The following is a 20,071-nucleotide window of genomic DNA, read 5'->3' as shown; positions in this document are numbered from 1 at the left end:
TTTTTAAGGGATAATTCTTAAATCCTGCCCAGCCATAATAGGCTCGTTGTTTGTTCCTGTAATCATAATTCTGACTGCCTTAACAGGCTTTTTAGGGTAGATTGAGGCATTCCCATAATCAAAACTATCTCCTTTTTCAAAATCAACTCCGTTATATGAATACTCGACATAACCATCATTAACAATAAATCTTGGATGATGCGGAATTCCTGTCAGTACATCAATTTTTGAAGAAACAACAGGATTGGTAAACGTATATAAAATCCAGTCTCCATTTGCACATGGAGCATCGGTACGCAAATAGGTTTCTATATTATAATCTTCGAGTCTTGAGAATGGAAATTTTGGATTTTCGACCATCGATGAGGTCACTTTTACCTCTGGTTCCATATAAGGCGAACAATTGAAATTTACTTTCGCTGCAGATTCTTTTGCTTCTTTGTTTTCAACAGTAAAATCTAAACGATACTTATTTTTATCATTGTAATTTTCAATCACAAATCGTAAACGAGGTTTAGACTTCAACATCTTTTCCTCTGAATAAGTTTGTATTAATTTATCATTTTCAAAAAGAGAAACTGATTTTACTGTCCCGTTTGCTGTTCCATCAGCTATTGGGTTAAAAGTTAGATACCAAATTCCACTTTTATCAACATGCTCTGAAATATCCTCTGAAATAGTTAAAGTTTCAACTTTCGATGTATTCCAATTTGCGACTGGTAACTTCTCTACTTTTACTGCTGGACTTGCTGAATCTTCATTAAAAAAAGTACGAAATTGGTATTGCTCATAATCTTTTGTCTGAATTGGATTTGTATATAAAGGCGATTGTCTTGTTGGTTCATTACCTTGCGCATCATATCGTACAACTGCCCCTTCATAAGGTGGCGTTACAGTAATGATTCCATTTTTATAAATTGCTGTTGGGGGAAAATCTCTAAAAGCAATTCCCATATTAGCCAATCGTTGTAAATGGCTATTAGTTAGTCTTCCGTAAAAATTATCCCAATTTTTATCTTCTTTTTTAGACCATCCAATTTCTGACAACGCACTAATCCTAGGATAACTTTGGTATTCTACAAATCGTGTTGGGCGATCAAGATATTCACTCCACAAAGCTCCTTGTACTCCTTTTATCAATTTTTGCTGATCGGGAGTTAAATCGCTATCAGGAATTGGCTCGAATGAATAAGCTCTTTTTGTATCTGTGATTGCGGCCCAGCGATGACCTCGCTCGTTTTCCGATTGTGCCATATCAAAATATAAATATTGTCCGGGCATCATAATGGTTTCATAACCTCTTTTAGCCGATTCGATTCCGTAGTTTATTCCTTGCCAAGCACTAATTAAAGTATTTGGATTTATCTCTCCACCTTTTAAAATTTCATTCCAGCCATTTGTTTTTTTATGATATTTATCGACAATGGTTTGAACTCTTCTAAAGAAATAATTCTGAAGCTGAAAACTATCTGTAAATCCTTCTTTCGTCATCAAAGCCTGGCATTTTGGGCAATGTTCCCAATTGGCTCTGTTTACCTCATCTCCTGCAACATGAATATAATCAAAAGGAAATATTTCTGAGACCTCCCTAATAATAGAATCTAAAATTTGATAGTTTTCTTCGCGTCCTACACACCATACATTTTTTACTTCTCCCTGAACACTTTTTGTTTCCTGAGTTGTAACACATCCTATTTCTGGATACGCTGCTGTTACTGCACGAGAATGTCCAGGGATTTCAATTTCTGGCATAATTGAGATTCCACGAGTTGCTGCATACGCCACAACTTCTTTCATATCGGCTTGGGTATAATAACCGCCATAACGTTTGTTTCCTGAACCGTACGATGGCAACAATACTTCGCCTGGCCCTCTCCAAGCTCCTTTTAAAGTTAAATCTGGCATTGATTTAATTTCGGCTCTCCAACCATTATCATCAGTAAGATGCCAATGAAAAACATTCATCTTATGTGCTGCCAACCAGTCAATGTAGTTCTTAACTGTTTCCTTATCAAAAAACTGTCTTGATACATCAAGCATCATTCCGCGCCATTCAAAACGAGGATAATCTTCTATTTTCACAAATGGTATTGTTCCTTTTTTTACCTCTTTGGCTGAACAAATCTGCAATAAAGTTTGAAGACCATTTAAGACTCCATTTGTGGATTTTCCTTTTATAAGAACTCCTTTTTTAGTTACGCTCAATTCATAACCGTCATTAGGAAGATTTATTTTTTCATCTACTAAAAATGATATTCCGTCTCTTTTATTACCTTTCCCAATAGAAACAATCGGTTTAATTCCTGTATTTTTAAGAAAATTACTTCCTATATAATCTGCACTCTTTTGTATTTTTTTATCTACAACAATTTGTACCGATGATGGAATTACAAATGTTCCTTCTTTCTGTTCTATTTTTACTGGCTGCGGAATTATATCCAGTTTCTGAGCTTGTAATACATTCAAGGAACTCAAGAAAACGGCAATTAGTAGCATGTTTTTTTTCATCTTTTCTGGTTTTTTGTTTTGTTAAAATTGTATTGGAATGCTTTCCGTTTGTGTGGTACTCAAAGCGGTAATAGCATAGATATAGTTTTCAAAATTAGCATTTGGTATTTCTAATTTTGTAGCTGTGGTTACGTAGTAAATATTCTCTGGATTAGAGAAATCGGTTATTTTCCCTTTTGGAAATCTATAAATCACAAACTTTTTATTGTTTAATCCTGCCTTCCAAGTAAGCTGTCCTTTTTCTCCTCTTTGAGTAATCGAAGCACTTATTGGCGGTTCTGGTTTTATTCTAGTGATTCTATTTGCTTCGGGTGTTAATGCGATATATTTATATTGTTTTTCGATAATAGGTTTTCTAAGTGTATCTCCCATCCTTTTAAATACATTTGCCGTAAAATGCATAGAACCATCTATCAATGGTAAGGCTCTAATCATTTCTATTTGTTTTACAATTTGATTAGGACTTCTCCATTCTACTTCTTTTGATGTTTTGGAAATCTTATACTCTCCATGACCGATATACACATTTGCTCCATATTTGTGTTCTGCCCACCATTTTGCTAAAACTTCAAAATTTGCTCTATCAAAACCAATATGCCAATATAGTTGAGGTGTTACATAATCAATCCAGTTTTCTTTCTGCCATTTTAAAATATTAGCATATAAATCATCATAATTTGTAGCTCCTGCCATTGTATTTGATCCTTCTGAATCTTTTGCTTTATTTCGCCATACTCCAAAAGGTGAAATTCCAAATTCAACTTCGGGTTTATTTGCAATTATGGTATCTCTGATTTGCTTAATTATCAAATCTACGTTGTCTCTTCTCCAGTCGTCTTTATCTTTAAATTGTCTAGGTTCTTTAGCAAATGCAACTTGATCAGGAAATTCTTGTCCAGCAATTTTATATGGATAAAAATAATCATCCATATGTATTGCCTGAATATCATAATTCCGAACTATTTCGCCCACTACTGAAGCTACAAAATCTCTGGTTTCTTTGTAACCGGGATTAAAATATCTAGTTTTTCCGTAGGTAAGAAATAGCTCTGGCTTCTTAAAATACAAATGTGTTTTTGCAAGTACATCCTTGGTAGTGTCTTTTTGCACACGATACGGATTTAGCCAAACGTGAACACTCATCCCTCTTTTTCCTGCTTCATCTATCATTAACTGTAACGGATCAAACCCGGGTGCCACTCCTTGCGTTCCAGTTATCCAATGTGACGCTGGCTCTTTTGTAGATTTATAATAAGCATCGGCCGTAGGACGAATTTGAAAAACTACTGTATTTAGATTATATGATCGTAAATTATCTAAAATTGTTATCATTTCAGCTTTCATTTCTTTATCTGAAAGCCCTGGTTTTGATGGCCAATCTATATTATCGACGGTAGATATCCAAGCGGCCCGCATTTCTCTTTTTGCTGGTTGTTGTCCAAAAAGATTGGCTTGAATCAGCAATACTAGAATTAAAATTTTTAAGGTTTTCATAAATTCTATTTTTGGTTTGTTAATATATATTTCTTTAGCGGAGGATTTAACCGCAAAGCTCGCAAAGACTTTTAATCTATTTAATCCTTTAATCTGTGGCAAAAAATTAACCGCAGAGCTCGCAAAGGTTTCATTTAATCTATATAATCTTTTATTTTCTCTCTCGCAGATTTGGCAGATTAAGCAGATTTAATTCATGTAATTGCTTATCCTGTTTGCTTTCACTCGGGTCATGATAAAAAAACAACCGCAACTTTCGAAAGTTTTTCCCCAATATTGTCATTTCGACGAAACAACTTACTCTAATAAATATATTCCTCCTTCTATAAGCGATGTCCATACTCTTCCTTGATCATCAATTGAAAATCCATTTATGCTGGAGCTTCCTAAATTAATTTGTTTTAGAATCTCAAATTTCCCTGCATCTACAATAACAACTTCTCCCTTTCGGCTTCCTATGTATATCTTATTGTTGTTTTCAAATATTGGTGCAGGATTGTGTTCATATCCAAGCTTTAAGTCCAAAACTTTACTTTGATTAATCAAATTTTCTTCCGTTAATTCTAAATTATCATTAAGGGGCAATCTCAAAAGTTCCCCATTCATTGTTTTTGCATAAAACCACTTTCCATCTTGACTTTTCCCCATCGATTCTCTAACTTTCCATTTGGAGGTTCTTAAAAGTGTTTTGCCTGTTTGCAGTTCTAGAATTGTTAAGAATCGTTCGGGTGTAACAAAATAAAGTCTATTTTTTGATGAGACTACATTTACGTTTCCTGCTGAATACAAAACTTGCTTTTCATTTCCATTATTCCATTTCCAAATAAGTTCTCCTGTAATTTTATTTAGACAATAAAGATTAGTATCCCATGCTCCAAAAATAATTTTATCATCTTGTATTAAAGGAGTTCCTTGCGAATACGATTGTGGCAAGTTATTCTTCCAAATTACCTTACCACTAACAGCATCTATGCAAATAAAAGCTGTTGAACTTGCTGTATAAATTTTATTGTTTTCTACAATTGGTGAACCTACCAATACTCCGCCAACTGGTATGTTCCATTTTTGTTTACCAGACGCTGCATCAAATCCTAACAAGTTTCCTTCTATCGTACCAATAACAAGAATATTTTTTACAATAATTGGTGAGAAATAGATTGCGTTTCCTGTTTCTGTTTTCCAATTCAGCACTTTATTTTTCAAATTAATCGATTGTATCTCACCAATAGAATTAGTAAAATAAAGGCTTTTTTTATCAAAACATGGAACACTATAAACTGATGCAATATCTTTTATGAATGGAGAGAAATTAGTTTCTAAATTATCTTTTGGAATTTCAATTTTTGAAGGCTTAGTAGGAACTGAAAATTTAAAAACACCTTGTTTTGCTATCTCTTTCTGATAAATACTAATACTATCACTACTGATGATTACCTCGTTATAACTTCTTGTTTTACCATCGCGAGAAGTAATCGATGCTCCCATGATACCACTCAATCCTGAAAAATCATATTTTTTTAAGGTATGTCCATGACCACAGAAACTTGCAACTGTTGGGTATTTTTCTAAAACTGAAAGAACTTCTTTATAATTACTAACACTATTATCTAGTGGATAATGAGCGAAATTCAGAACTTTTTTATTGCTATTTTTAAGACTGTCTTTTAGTGTTTTATCTAACCAAAGAACATCTTCGTGTTTTACAAAACCATCTCCCATTTTCATATATGGTCCACATGGAAATCCTATAAAAAGGTAATCTCCTTTTGAGAAAACAAATCGATCGTCGCCCCATATTTTTTTATGAGTCAAACCAGCACTTTCGCTCCAATTTGTTTCATGATTTCCAGAAATTACATAATACGGAATTTTTAAATTGCCCAAAATAGAATGTACTTGTTTTAGTTCATCATCTGCACCACGATTTGTTAAATCCCCCGTTACTACAACAAATTCATTATCCGAATTATTAATTTCTTTTATAATATTTTGCAGTAAAAAATCATTTTCGTTCCCTACTGAAACATGCAAATCTGTAAGCTGTACAAACTTAATATTTTCTGATTTTTCTGTCTTTTGAGAAAACCCTGATGCAATTATAAAAAGCAATAATATTATGGAAAGTGAATGTTTCATAAGCAATTATTAAATCTATTGGTTGTTATTATTGTGTTAGACGCACTGCGGTGGGTATCTACGCTGTCCACCTAATATGTGTATCTATAGGAAACCCTTGAACCTTTTTCTCACGCAGATTCAGCAGATTTAGCAGATTGAATTCGTGGTAAAAAAAAATCTTTTAATCCTTTATGTTAGACGTACTGCGATGCGTTTATATGCATATCAATAGGAAACCTTTGAACCTTTGTTTCTCAGGACCTTTGGACCTACTTTATGCTATTGAAAAAATTATTAAAAAACAGTAATTGAAATTTTAAGGAGTTTTCCCAATATTCAATATTATGTTTCCCTGGACGTTCTATATAGTCATGATTTATTTTTAGACTGAGCATCTTTGTATGAAGTTCTCTGTTTACGTCAATAAAAAAATCATCAACACCACAATCAATAATAAGATTTAGCTTATTACTTTCTACTAATTCCAGCATATTTACCACTGTGTTCTTTTCCCAATTTTCAGGAAATTCTGTTATAGAACCCAACCGTTTTTTTATATCCCATTTTTCAGGAAATGGACGAAAATCTACTCCTCCGCTCATACTCCCTGCAGCTCCAAACACTTCTTGATGCTTAAACGAAAGATACAATGCTCCATGTCCTCCCATGCTAAGACCTGATATAGCACGGCCTTCACGACTTGCAATCGTTTTGTAATTTTTGTCTATGAAAGGAACTAGCTCATCAATGACATAAGTTTCATATTTAAAAGTTGTGTCAATCGGACTATCAAAATACCAGCTTGAAAAATTTCCATCAACGCCTATTACTATAAATTCATATTTATCAACCTGTTGCCCAACCTCTTTAAAGCTTTTTACCCAAGTTGCATAATTTCCGCTATACCCATGAAGCAGATAAACTACTGGTAATTTCTTCTTGCTTTTTTTATAATTATCAGGAACTATTACACACGTCTTTATATTTTTATTCATCGAAGTACTAAACACTTGTATAGTATCAATCTTGGCTGCTTTGGCAGAAAAAAATGCGAAAACTAAGAGGGCTATATAGATTGTTTTTTTCATAGAATTATAGTTTCTTTTGGTTAAAAAGAGGCAATAACTTTTCTTCAAAATGTATGAGATTTTTTATTTCTGATACCTTTTGACAAAAAATATAAAATTTATATTCGAGAAATTTATTTCAAACAATCCCTCAAAATCGTCACTGGATGCATTGCTTTTCTATTGGTTCCGTCAAAAATCTGATGGCGACAACTCGTTCCTGCAGCTGCAATTGCAGTTGTTGCTTCGGTTGAACGTATCTTTGGGAACAAAGTATCTTCACCCATTTGCATACTGATTTCGTAATGCTCTTTTTCATATCCAAAAGAACCTGCCATACCACAACAGCCTGAATTATAAATGGTAACTGAACTATTTTTAGGCACGTTTAGCATTGCAAATGAAGCTTCAACAGTACTCAATGATTTTTGGTGACAATGTCCGTGAATTTTAATTGTTTTCTCTACATCCGAAAATTGTCCAGAATGGATTTTTCCTGTTGCAATTTCTCTCTTAAAGAACTCTTCGATAGTAAATGTATTTTTCGATAATTTTTCAGCACTTTCTTTATCTTTTGCCAATCGAATGTATTCGTCTCTAAAAGTTAATATTGCAGAGGGTTCAATTCCTATTAACGGTGTATTTTCTGAAATTAAATCCTTGAAGATACCCACGTTTTTATTGGCTATATCTTGTGCTTCTTCCAAGAATCCTTTTGATATAAAAGCTCTTCCGCTTTCCTCGTGATCTATTACAATCACTTCATAACCTAATCCTGTCAGTAATTCATAAGCATCTATCCCAACAGAAACATCATAATAATTGGTAAACTCATCGCAAAAAAGATAGACTTTTCCGTTTGTAAAAGAATTACTTCCTGCTGTTTTTTTATTTTTTTCGTACCACTTTCTAAAAGTCGTTGGTGCTAATAATGGAACCTGTCTTTGGGATGCAATTCCCATACTTTTTTTAACCAAAGCTAGATTAGCTACAAAATTAGTCATAGACGGTGCTATACTCCCGAGTTTATTAAGTTTTGAATTGAAAGCGAATATTTTATTTCGAACAGAAAATCCATTTGCTTTTTGATATTGGTATAAAAACTCCGATTTTAAAGTCGCTACATCTACGTTACTTGGACACTCGCTTGCACAGGCTTTACAGCTCACACACAACTCAAATACCTTATATAATTCTTCGTGATCAAATTTATTATCTTTCTCTGAATGAGTTAGATATTCTCTCAACGCATTGGCTCTGGCACGAGTAGTATCTTTTTCATTTCTAGTAGCTCGATAACTCGGACATAAAGTTCCTCCCGCTGAAGGTAATTTTCTACAATCACCTGAACCATTGCATTTTTCGGCAGCACGCAAAATCCCCATGCTATCCGAGAAATCCTGAATTGTTTTTATATCTGGCTCTACTCTACCCGCTTCTACACGAAGGTTTTCATCCATCTTAAAAGCGTTCACAATTTTTCCAACATTCAAAATTGTATCTGGATCAAAAGCGCTTTTGATTCGTTTTAATAATTCATAATTTTTTTCTCCTATCATAAAAGGTAAAAACTCTCCACGAACTATTCCGTCTCCATGCTCTCCACTCAATGAACCTCTATATTTTTTTACCAAAATAGCCACTTCGGTAGCAATGTTTCTAAATTGGTGTAATCCTTCTTTTGTTTTTAAATTTAAAACTGGACGCAAGTGAATTTCTCCTGCACCTGCATGTGCATAATAAATAGCACTTTGTCCATGACTTTCCATCATGGCAGAGAAATCAGCGATATAATTAGGCAAATCACTTAGTTCTACTGCAGTATCTTCAATAGAGTCGGCTGCTTTATCATCACCTACAATACTTCCTAAAAGTCCAAGTCCTGCTTTTCGTAATTCGTTTATTTTATAAATATCGGCTCCATAAATTTTAGGCAAAGCGTACCCAAAATTATTTTCCTCAAGGTCTTTTATCAAGGCATCTGCCTGTAATTCGGCATCTTCCATACTATGATGCGATCCTACTTCGAGCATGATAACTGCCTTAGGTTCTCCTACAATAAAAAACCTATTTTTTGCTTGTTCTCTATTTGTTTTGGTACAATCTAATATCGTATCATCCATCATTTCACAGGTGTACAAATGATGCTTCATAGCAGTAACTACAGCTTCTAAACTTTCTTGAATAGTATGAAAATGTGCCACAACCATAACATTATTTGTTGGTGGCAAATCATCTACTTTAAGTGTAATTTCTGTGGTAAATGCTAAAGTTCCTTCGCTTCCACAAAGTAATTTCCCTAAATTTATTTTGTTTTCTGTCCCTGAGAAGAGCTCCGATTTTAATAATAAATCAATCGCATAGCCTGTATTTCTTCGGTGAATTTCTGGCTTTGGAAATTCTTTTACAATCTCTTCCTGATTTTCTTTATTTGAAAGTTCCTCATAAATTGCTTTGTAAATTTTACTTTCAAGCGAATCCCCTTTTGTCTTCTCTATAAATTCTGCTGAAGACATTTCTTTGAATACAACAGTACTGCCATCACTTAAAATAGCCTTTATCTCGATTATTTTATCTCGGGTAACTCCATATCGTATAGATGTCGTTCCAGATGAATTATTTCCTACCATTCCTCCAATCATGCATCGATTTGTTGTCGATGTGTTGGGGCCAAAAAATAAACCATGCGGCTTTAAATACAAATTCAGTTCATCTCGAATTACTCCAGGTTGAACTGTTACCGTTTTTTTTATAGGATCAAATGCTACAATTTTGGTAAAATGCTTAGAAACATCTACAATTATTCCGTTACCCACCGTTTGTCCAGCCAAAGAAGTTCCTGCTGTCCTAGGGGTTATTGAAATTTTATTTTTTGCTGCAAAGCGAATAATTTTAACAATATCTTCTTCTGTCTTTGGAACTGCTACTGCTACTGGCATTATTCTATAAGCAGAAGCATCAGTAGCATATATTTTTTTATGAAGCTCATCATAAAAAAGAGTTCCTTCTAATGAATCGGATAAGTGTTGTAATTGAAGAGAATCGGACATTTAATTGGTGCTATTGTTTTTTTAAAAATACAAAATAATTAATCTCTATTATCGTCTTTCAAGGTCTTTTTTTGATCTTAAAAATTTGCAAGATTAAACCTAACTCGTCTTTAAAACTTGTTAGGTTCGCGGTAATAAATCTTGCGGGATTAGGACTTTATTTTGGAAATTAGTTTTTGTTAATCGAAATCGGGTAATTAGTAATAAAAACGTTTAAAGGCTTCGATAGCTTCATATTCTGCAAGACCTAAATCATCGTATAACCTTGCTGTATTTTTATTACGTTCTTCTGCTCGTACCCAAAATTCTCTTGAGTCATTTCCTTGAAACATTACTCTGTCTTTTTGAGATTGATGATACAAAATAGCATGTCTTTTAATAGTTACTTCGTCTGGACTCAACGGCACAGCCATGTCTATCTCATGAATATCCCACTCATGCCAAGCGCCTCTGTACAACCATAGCCAACAATCGTACATATACGCTTCTGTTTTTAATTCCTTCATTGCTGCAAATATAGCATTCAGGCATACTTCATGAGTTCCATGCGGATCTGCCAAGTCTCCTGCTGCAAATACCTGATGTGGTTTTATTTTTGCTATAATATCTTTAACAATTGCAATATCTTCTAATCCTAAAGGATTTTTCTTTATTTGACCCGTTTCATAAAAAGGCAGATCTAAAAAATGCGTATTCTCATCTTTTAAACCAATATATCTTGTAGCTGCATACGATTCGCGTCTTCTTATCAACCCTTTCAACTTTCGAACTTCTAATGAATCTACCTGATTCTCAGTCTTATTATTTAGAAAATCAATAACTGATGAGAAGTTTACTCCATCGATATCTTTTCCAATAAAATCGTTACATACTTCTGCAAATTTTAATGCTTCATCATCTGTAACTGCTATATTTCCTGAAGTTTGATACACCACATGTACATCATGTCCTTGTTTTATTAATTTTGAGAATGTTCCTCCCATAGAAATCACATCATCATCTGGATGTGGACTAAAAAGGATTACTCTTTTCTTTGCTGGATTAGCTCTTTCAGGTCTATGCGAATCTGAAGTATTAGGTTTCCCTCCTGGCCAACCTGTAATGGTGTGTTGCAAAACATTGAACATATTAATATTCAAATCATAGGCAGAACCTTCTTGAGCTAAAAGGTCTGACATTCCATTATTATTATAGTCTCTATCGGTAAGTTTTAATATCGATTGTTTGGTTTCTTTACAAAGCCAAACGATTGCTTTGCTTTTTAATTCTTGTGTCCAAGTACATCCACCAACTAGCCATGGCGTTTCAAAACGAGTTAATTCAGATGCCGAAGACTGATCTAACACAAAAGTCGCATTGGAATGATTTTGTAGAAATGTGGCAGGAACTTCTGAACTTATATCTCCTTGGATAGTTCTCTTGATAATTGCGGCTTTATTTTGCCCCCAAGCCATCAAAACAATTCTTTTTGATCTAAGAATTGTTGAAACTCCCATTGTAATCGCTCTTTTTGGAACGTTATCAATACCATTAAAATCTGATGAAGCGTCGACTCTAGTGATATGATCTAATGTTATAATTCTAGTTCCTGAATTAATATGAGAACCAGGTTCATTAAAACCTACATGTCCTGTACGTCCAATTCCTAATAACTGAAAATCAAGCCCTCCAGCTTCTTTTATTTTCATTTCATAATCAACACAATATTGATTAAGTTCTTCTAAAACAACTGTTCCGTCTGGAATATTTACATTTTCAGGTTTAATATCTATATGATTAAACAGATACTGATGCATGAAATAATGGTAACTCTGACGATTTTCTTTGGTCATTGGATAATATTCATCCAAATTAAAAGATATTACATTGTAAAAACTAAGTCCTTCTTCTTTGTGCATTCGAACTAACTCTTCGTATACTTTTATAGGTGATGAGCCTGTTGCCAGACCAAGTACACACGTTTTGTTTTTAGCTTGTTTTGAACGTATTAATTCGGCCATTTCCTGGGCAACTGCTTTAGAACCTACAATTGAGTTATCAAAAATCACATTATGGTTTTTCTCAAATCGGGTTTCTTCAAATTTACCTGGTATGTCGTAAGCCAAAGAAGTATTGGTTTTCATAATATATCTCTTAGTTAAAAAATTAGTTTAACAAATATATACAAAAAACAAAACGGATGCGTTATTTTACATTATTTAACAAAAATAAATTCAAATACCGTAAAATAACGCATAATTTATTGATTGAATTTCAAATTACAACACAAAAACTCCAGATTTTCTATATTCTTCCAGCCTTAAATCTTCTGGATCTAAATTAGTAACAATAGTATCTAACTGGCTTAATTCGCAAACAACATGCGGCATTTTTGTATTTAATTTATTTGAAGAAAACATAGAAACAACTCTATCTGAGGATTCTATCATTGCTTTTTTAACAATAGAGATTTCATAACCTACCTCTGTTAAGCCTTGTTTAACATTGATACTACTGGCGCCAATAAAACAAATATCTGCTTTAATCTTAGACAAAACCTGTATCACATCCATACCTATGGTAACCATTGCATTTTTCTGCATTTTTCCACCTATGAATATCAAATCAATGTTTGGGTGTTGTGATAGCTGCATAGCTATTGGCAAACTATACGTATAAATAGTAGCCTTCAAATCCGAGGGAATTAGCTTTGCAAAAACTAAATTAGTGCTTCCTCCACTCATTATAATAACTTGTCCATCGTGCAATAATGACAATGCCTTTGTTACGATTTCTTTCTTCTCTTCTTCTGCTGTTATAGCAATATCAAAAACATTAGCAGGCTTTTCTGTAGGCAGTATTGCTCCACCATAAACTTTCTCAAGAAGATTCTTACTGTCCAGTTCGTTCAAATCTCTTCTTATCGTGTCCTCAGACAAATCTAAAGCCAAAGCCAAGTCTGTTGTAACGACTTTTTGATCTTCAAAGAGTCTAGTCATTATATATTTATGTCTTTCGGCTTTTAGCATTTTTTATAAATTAATAAGATTTAGCACAAATATATCAAATAATTCAATTCAAAATTGGAGAACACCTCAACAAATGCAATAGTTTGCGTATTTTATTTCAAAAAACCAAAACTAGGGCTAGTACAATAAAAATATGCGTTATTTTGCATTATTTTAATTTATTTTTGAAAATAATTACAATATACCGCATTTATATGCAATAAATAAATATATTTGCTCAACAACCATTAAAAAAACCAAATAATCATGAAAAAATTATTCCTTATTTCATTGTTGGTTTTGTTCATTCAAGTAACATTTGGGCAAACAAAAACAATTACCGGAACTGTAAAAAACAAAGCGGATGGGATTCCTATACCTGGAGTTAGCGTCCTTATTCAAGGAACTGCAAATGGTAGCTCAACAGATTTTGATGGAAACTACAGTATTGCTGTATCACCGGGACAAAGCCTTAGCTTTAGCTATATGGGATTTGAAACTAAAGTGATCAAATTTGAGGGACAACAAAAGCTCAATGTTGACCTTTCAGAAAGTATTTCCAAATTAGATGAAGTAGTCGTCGTAGGGTTTTCTTCTCAGAAAAAAGCCAACTTAACTGGCGCTGTTGCCTCCATCGATGTTAGTAAAACACTAGGAACCCGACCTTTAACAGATGTTACCAAAGCACTACAAGGTACTACTCCAGGTGTAAACATCAATTTTAACTCAGGAAACCTTAATCGTCCAGCAAACATAAACATCCGTGGTGCTGGAACTGTCAATACTAATGCTTCTGATGCTCCTCTTGTTTTAGTAGATGGTGTTCCAACTGATATGTCTCTTATTAATCCAAATGATGTAGAATCAATATCTGTACTAAAAGATGCTGCTTCGGCTTCTATCTATGGAGCTCGTGCAGCCTTTGGTGTAATCCTTATTACCACAAAAGGAGGCAAAACAGGTGAAGGAAAAGTTAGATTTTCTTATAGCGGAAACACTGCTATAAGTAATCCTATTTCTACTTTAAAATTCTTAGATCCAACAGAAGAAATTCCAGGCTTAATTGCTGCAGCAGACCGTACTGCGCTTTCTCCTGAATTTTTTGGTGCAAATTACAATATCTTACTTCCAAAAATTGTAGAATGGAAAGAAAAATACGCAAATAACCGTACTAGTAATGAAATGATTTATGGTGAAGACTGGGAAATTATAGGAGGAAATCCTTATTTCTACAGAGTATGGGATACTAATAAAGAATTGTACGCAAAAAATGCGATACAAACTACCCACAATTTTTCTGCACAAGGTAACTTAGGCGACAACAGTTCTTTCTTCGCTTCATTTGCGCTTTCTGATCAAAAAGGAATGCTAAGAGTAAATCAAGAGACTAGAAAAAGAACAAATATAAATTTAGGTTTTACAACAAAATTAGCCGATTGGCTTACTGCTGATTTCAGAGTAATGAATATTAGTAGTACTTACGAATATCCATTTAATTATTATGGTGGTGCTGGCACAGATGATACAACCTATACAAATTATCTTGGCTATGCACTTCGTTGGGGACAATACACACCTAATTTTGGTACGTACAGAGGATATAATTTCCGTACTGCGGGAGGATATTTATCTAATGCTTCTGTGAATGAAGATGAAAAAAACAACAACAGATTAAGTGCTAAATTTACTGCGCAAATTGCAAAAGACCTTAATTTAATAACAGAAATAAGCAGTGTTACTGATTATTATACAAGAAAACAAAACGGAGGGAAATTTCAAGCATGGGATAACTGGTCAGCTATGCCTTATGATGCTACAACTATACAAACAGCTATTCCTGCTACTCTTGAAGCAGGAAATGATTTTGTAGCGCAATCAAAATCACAATCAAAAACAAATGTCGTAAACATCTATGCTAACTACAAGAAACAATTTAACAATCATAATTTAAAATTCTTAGGAGGTTTTAACTCAGAGTGGCAAAATTTCTCTCGTACTTATGCAAGAAGAAATACCCTTTTAGACAAATCTAAACCAGAATTTAATCTTGCAGTAGGCGAACAATTTGTTTCTGGAGCTGCTAATAAAGATTTAAATCCAGCAGAAACAGACTATTCAATTGCAGGTTTCTTTGCTCGTGTAAATTATGATTATAAGGGAATTTATTTATTAGAATTAAATGGTCGTTATGATGGTTCTTCTAAATTCCCAACAGATCAACAATGGGGATTCTTCCCATCAGCTTCTGTAGGATACAGAATTAGCAATGAAAAATTCATGGAAAATACACGTGATTGGTTAAATGACCTTAAATTACGTGCTTCTATGGGGGCTATTGGAAACCAGAATATTGGAAACAACGCTTTCTTAGCAGTATTAAACTCTAAAAATCCTTCTTGGATTAATGGTGGGGCTGTTTTACCTCCTTCTACTGATTTACCAACTAATGTTGACCCATCATTAACTTGGGAAAAAGTATATACAAAAGATATTGGTATCGATATTAGAATATTTAATATGTTTGGTGCTTCATTTGACTGGTACCAACGTGACACCAAAGGAATGCTAGCTCCTGGTATAACACTTCCGGGGTCGTTTGGCCAGAATGCAGCTCAAACCAACTCAGGAAACATGAGAACAAGAGGATGGGAATTGGCTTTAAATTTTAACAAACAAATAAACGAAAACGCTTCTGTATTTGTTGATGTGGCTTTATCAGATTACAAATCTGTAATTACAAAATGGAATAATACTTCTAAACTACTAGGTTTAGTTTCAGCTGGTACACATCCTTATTATGATGGATACGAAGTTGGTCAGATTTGGGGCTTAACAAGTGACAGATTGCTACAATCTACTGACGTATTTACTAATAATGGTAAAACGGTAAATGGAGTAGACTATTCTAAAACAATGCTTGGTAATTTTAAATACGGCCCTGGAGATGTGCATTATGTAGACACTAATGGTGACGGTGTTATTTCACGTGGAGCAGGAACTGCAGATGATCATGGGGATTTAAGTAAAATTGGGAATTCAACACCTCGTTACAAATACGGAATAACTTTAGGTGGAAAGTTTCATGGGTTTGATGTGTCGGCATTCTTCCAAGGAGTCGCTAAACGTGACTATTGGGCTGCTTCTGATGCTGTATTACCTTTCTATCGTCATCCACAACAAATGTATGCCAACCAAGCTGACTATTGGACACCAGAAAACACAGATGCGTATTGGCCAAATCCACATGCTGGTAGCGAATCAGTTGCTTTTGGAGGTGGTACTAACGGTATGAATAACTTTATTACGCAATCAAGATATTTACTTGATATGTCTTACCTACGTCTTAAAAACTTTAGTTTAGGATACAGCTTGCCAAAAGATTTTATCAAAAAAGCTGGTTTAGAAAAACTAAGAATATACACTTCGGGTGAAAACTTAGTGACCTGGGCAGATAGTCGCCTTCCTGTTGATCCAGAAATCGACGAATCAGAAATTTTCTGGGGAAGATCTTATCCTTTTACTAAAACATGGTCTTTTGGTATTGAGCTATCTTTCTAATATTAACTATTCAAAAAAATTAAAATGAAAAATTCAAATATAAAATCTAAATTACTACTGATGTTCGCTACCGCTTTTGTAGCAACAACTTCAGTTAGTTGCGACGATTACTTAACAGACGAACCAGCAGATAAATTTACAAACGAGAACTTTTGGCAATCAGAAGACAACGTAAAGACATTCTCATGGGTTAATTACGATACCTTTTATGGATATGGAAACGGTACAGGAATCGGACTTTCTTCGTTCTATTTTCACGGTAGTGATAGCAAAGTAGATGATAACTTAACTGCTTATAATTTCTTTCAAATGCCAGTTACCACATCTCCAACTAATACGACCTCTTGGAATGAATATTACACGCTTATTCGTCGTTGTAACTTATTACTGGAAAAAATACCTAGTATTTCTATGCCTGAGGTAAAAAAGAATCATTATATCGGAGTTGCAAAATTTTTCAGAGGATACACTTACTTTCGTTTAGTACAAAAAATGGGAAATGTTCCATATATCGATAAATATTTAGCTCAAAATGATCCAGCTGTATATTCGCCTGCTATGCCAAGAGCAGAAGTTATCGATAAAGCCATTAAAGATTTAGAAGAAGCGGCAGAATTGTTACTTCCTGTAGATGATAAAAACACTACAGTTAACAAATACACTGCTTACGCAGCTTTAAGTAACCTTTATATTTATGAAGGAACTTACAGAAAATACCATTTAGGTCAAGACGGAAGCGCTTACCTTAACAAAGCCAAAACTGCATCATTAGTTATAATGAATAATGGAGGGTATAAATTAAACACAGATTGGAAATCGCTTTATAATTCTGTTGAACTAGCTGGTAATACTGAGGTGATACTTACAAAACGTTATTTAACAAACGTATTAATGCACTCTCTTCAAAATTATACGAATACATCAACTACTCAATATGGTTTAACAAAATGGGCCGCAGAAAGTTATGTAACCACAAATGGATTACCTATACAACAAGCTGGAAACACCCAGTACACTGGTGATGATGATGTTACTAAAACTTTTGCAAATAGAGATCCTCGCTTTGGAAAAACGGTTAACCCTGCCAATTATGGATATAGAGGAAAACCTTATAGTACAGCTGCATTGGCCTCTATGTCTGGATATGTGTTTGAGTTATACAACAACCCTGCGACAACTGGTCCAGACGTTACAACAGGTGGAAGAAATTATACTGATGCACCTATATTTACATTAAGTGAAGTATATTTAAATTATGCTGAAGCTTGTGCTGAACTTGGTACTGCTACAAATACAGATCTCGATATGTCTATCAATAAAGTACGTGCTCGTGCTGGAATTGCTCTTTTAACTACCGATGGAACTAATGCTTCTGCTGGAGGAATACAAATTAACGATCCAAGAAGAACCGCTACCTTAGAGCAAATTTCCGGAGCTGTTAATCCACTAATCTGGGAAGTTCGTCGTGAACGCCAAATTGAATTCATGAGCTGGACGACGCTAAGACAAATGGATATTTACCGTTGGAAAAAAGGAGATTATCTAGATACTAATAAAAATTTAGATGTAAATCTTGGAGCGAGAATTGGTACTCCTACAGGAACACAAACAACTGTAGATGCAAACGGATATGTAAAAATATACCCAACAAGTACAAGAAACTTTGAAGCAAAACACTACTTAATGAATATCCCTACTAATGATATTGATTTATACAAAGCTCAAGGTGTAGAATTAAAACAAAACCCAGGTTGGTAATTCGTAATTACAAAATCTGATAAAATAACAAACTACCTCTGGACATAAATATCCAGAGGTAGTGTTTTAAAAATTATATATTCGTACATCGAAAATATAAATGAATTAAGCTGACTAAAATAAAATCGTAATCTGAAATCTCAGATAAACACTATCTTTAATTAACTACAACCAACAACAACAATCAAAAAATACTGAATACTAATCAAACAATAATTAAAAATTTTATTTAGTCAATTTCAGCCTTCTAACTTTTAAACAGCAAATTAAAATGATAAAATTCATAGCAAAAAGTGCTCTTTTTATAGCAACTGTATTTTATATTCCATCCTATTCAAATTCATTTCAGCCCGTTGTAAAAAACAATACGATAGAAATCAATAATCCTATTATTAAAACTGGAGCTGATAATTATGAAAAATACCTGCCTTTATTAAAAGATAAAAAAGTAGGAATCGTTACGAATCAAACAGGAATTTTATCTAACAAAATGCACTTGGTAGATTTCTTATTAGAGAAAAAAATTGCTGTTCAAACCATTTTTGCCCCTGAGCACGGATTTAGAGGAACGGCCGATGCTGGCGAACATGTAGTAGATGCAAAAGATCCTAAAACAGGACTACCAATTATCTCTCTTTATGGAGACAATAAAAAACCAAAAGCAACACAATTAGCCGGAATCGATGTTATGATATTTGACCTGCAAGATGTTGGAGCACGTTTTTACACCTACATCTCTTCTTTACACTATGTTATGGAAGCTTGTGCAGAAAATGGAATTCCACTTATGATACTTGACAGACCTAATCCTAATGGAGCCATTATAGATGGGCCTCTTTTAGAAAAAGAATACACAAGTTTTGTAGGCATGCACCCTATCCCTCTTCTTCACGGAATGACCATCGGTGAATATGCTCAGATGATAAATGGAGAAAAATGGCTTAAAAACGAAATTCAATGCAAATTAACCGTTATTCCTTGTCTAGACTATAATCGAAAAATGGAATATAGCTTACTTGCAAAACCATCTCCTAATTTGCCAAATGACCAATCTATAAATCTATATGCAAGTTTGTGTCTTTTTGAAGGAACTAATGTGAGTATGGGACGCGGAACTGAAAAACAATTCCAAATTTATGGTTCTCCTTTTTTAGCAAAAACAAATTTTAGTTTTACACCTAAACCAAATTTTGGAGCCAAAGATCCATTATATAATGGAAAAGAATGTTTTGGAGAAGATTTAACAGCTTATCCTAAGCTCACAAAATTAGAACTAAAATGGCTAATTAAAGCCTATCAAAATACGAGTGATAAAACTAAATTCTTCAATCCTTTTTTTACAAAACTTGCTGGAACAAAAAAATTACAACAGCAAATTGAAAGCGGAATTTCCGAAAGTAAAATTAGAAAAACATGGCAGAAGGATTTAGAATCATTTAAAAAAATGCGCATGACATATTTAATCTATTAAATCATTGCCCTATTTATTATCGAATAAAATCAGACTGAAATCAAACAAAATTCAAACATT

General features: G+C 33.8%; 10 protein-coding genes. 3 read left to right on the top strand and 7 right to left on the bottom strand.

Annotation, left to right across the window (positions count from 1 at the left end):
- Positions 1-3 precede the first annotated feature (3 nt).
- The 7 genes from LPB87_RS00935 to LPB87_RS00905 form a co-directional block, all read right to left on the bottom strand.
- Positions 4-2,508 carry a family 20 glycosylhydrolase gene (locus LPB87_RS00935; RefSeq protein ID WP_230604443.1) on the bottom strand — a complete coding sequence of 835 codons (2,505 nt, stop codon included), beginning with the start codon at positions 2,506-2,508 and terminating at the stop codon, positions 4-6.
- A gap of 21 nt (positions 2,509-2,529) precedes the next feature.
- On the bottom strand, positions 2,530-4,002 hold the full coding sequence (locus LPB87_RS00930) for a family 10 glycosylhydrolase (protein ID WP_230604441.1): 1,473 nt from the start codon (positions 4,000-4,002) through the stop codon (positions 2,530-2,532).
- Between the two features lie 297 nt (positions 4,003-4,299).
- Entirely contained in the window at positions 4,300-6,138 is a 1,839-nt protein-coding gene (locus LPB87_RS00925; RefSeq protein ID WP_230604438.1) for a PQQ-binding-like beta-propeller repeat protein, read from the bottom strand.
- 251 nt (positions 6,139-6,389) lie between these two features.
- A complete protein-coding gene (locus LPB87_RS00920; RefSeq protein WP_230604436.1) occupies positions 6,390-7,208 on the bottom strand; it encodes an alpha/beta hydrolase family protein in 819 nt (272 codons plus the stop codon).
- A gap of 113 nt (positions 7,209-7,321) precedes the next feature.
- Positions 7,322-10,237, bottom strand: a complete 2,916-nt coding sequence (locus tag LPB87_RS00915) for an FAD-binding and (Fe-S)-binding domain-containing protein (protein ID WP_230604435.1) — start codon at positions 10,235-10,237, stop codon at positions 7,322-7,324.
- A gap of 197 nt (positions 10,238-10,434) precedes the next feature.
- A complete protein-coding gene (gene nagB, locus LPB87_RS00910; RefSeq protein WP_129540986.1) occupies positions 10,435-12,360 on the bottom strand; it encodes a glucosamine-6-phosphate deaminase in 1,926 nt (641 codons plus the stop codon).
- Positions 12,361-12,495: 135 nt separating this feature from the next.
- Positions 12,496-13,245, bottom strand: coding sequence for a DeoR/GlpR family DNA-binding transcription regulator (locus LPB87_RS00905; protein WP_129540985.1), 750 nt, complete (start codon positions 13,243-13,245; stop codon positions 12,496-12,498).
- Positions 13,246-13,491: 246 nt separating this feature from the next.
- Here LPB87_RS00905 and LPB87_RS00900 point away from each other — a divergent pair, with 246 nt between their 5' ends.
- From LPB87_RS00900 to LPB87_RS00890, 3 genes are all read left to right on the top strand, one after another.
- Positions 13,492-16,782, top strand: coding sequence for a TonB-dependent receptor (locus tag LPB87_RS00900; RefSeq protein ID WP_230604433.1), 3,291 nt, complete (start codon positions 13,492-13,494; stop codon positions 16,780-16,782).
- 24 nt (positions 16,783-16,806) lie between these two features.
- Positions 16,807-18,540, top strand: a complete 1,734-nt coding sequence (locus LPB87_RS00895) for a RagB/SusD family nutrient uptake outer membrane protein (RefSeq protein ID WP_129540983.1) — start codon at positions 16,807-16,809, stop codon at positions 18,538-18,540.
- Positions 18,541-18,811: 271 nt separating this feature from the next.
- Positions 18,812-20,011 carry a DUF1343 domain-containing protein gene (locus LPB87_RS00890; RefSeq protein WP_129540982.1) on the top strand — a complete coding sequence of 400 codons (1,200 nt, stop codon included), beginning with the start codon at positions 18,812-18,814 and terminating at the stop codon, positions 20,009-20,011.
- Positions 20,012-20,071 lie beyond the last annotated feature (60 nt).

Origin of the sequence: Flavobacterium sp. EDS (assembly GCF_020991525.1) — a bacterium.
In the GTDB taxonomy this organism is placed as follows: Bacteria; Bacteroidota; Bacteroidia; order Flavobacteriales; family Flavobacteriaceae; genus Flavobacterium.
This window is presented reverse-complemented; position numbering and strand designations above follow the sequence as displayed.